General features: G+C 40.3%; 1 pseudogene. It reads right to left on the bottom strand.

The annotated features are described in order from the left end of the window. A pseudogene (locus HC176_RS18760) lies at positions 1-279 on the bottom strand (30S ribosomal protein S1); the annotation flags it as partial. Positions 280-308: the final 29 nt, after the last annotated feature.

The following is a 308-nucleotide window of genomic DNA, read 5'->3' as shown; positions in this document are numbered from 1 at the left end:
ACGATCTGTAAGGTTGATCACTTTTCCGGTAACAACTTCATCATGTAAAGTGTCAACGAAATTTTCTGCTACAAGCTTCTCAAATTCTTCCAGCTTTTGATCGTCGATAGGATCAATTCCTTCTTCGTAGTTGTGCCAGTTGAATTCCTTTAAGAATTGGTCAGGATCTTGTTGCTGTACAGCCGCATCAGGTTGCGAATCGGTCGCCATACCTGCTACCGGTTGAATTTCAGCGTTTTCAGAACCCTGAACTTCTTGATTTTTTGTTTCTTCAGCCATTGCTGATAATTAATTTGTATCCTGTATTC

The sequence above is a fragment of the Tamlana crocina genome (assembly GCF_012037625.1).
The sequence above is the reverse complement of the archived record's forward strand: the minus strand, read 5'-3'. Positions and strand labels throughout refer to the sequence as shown.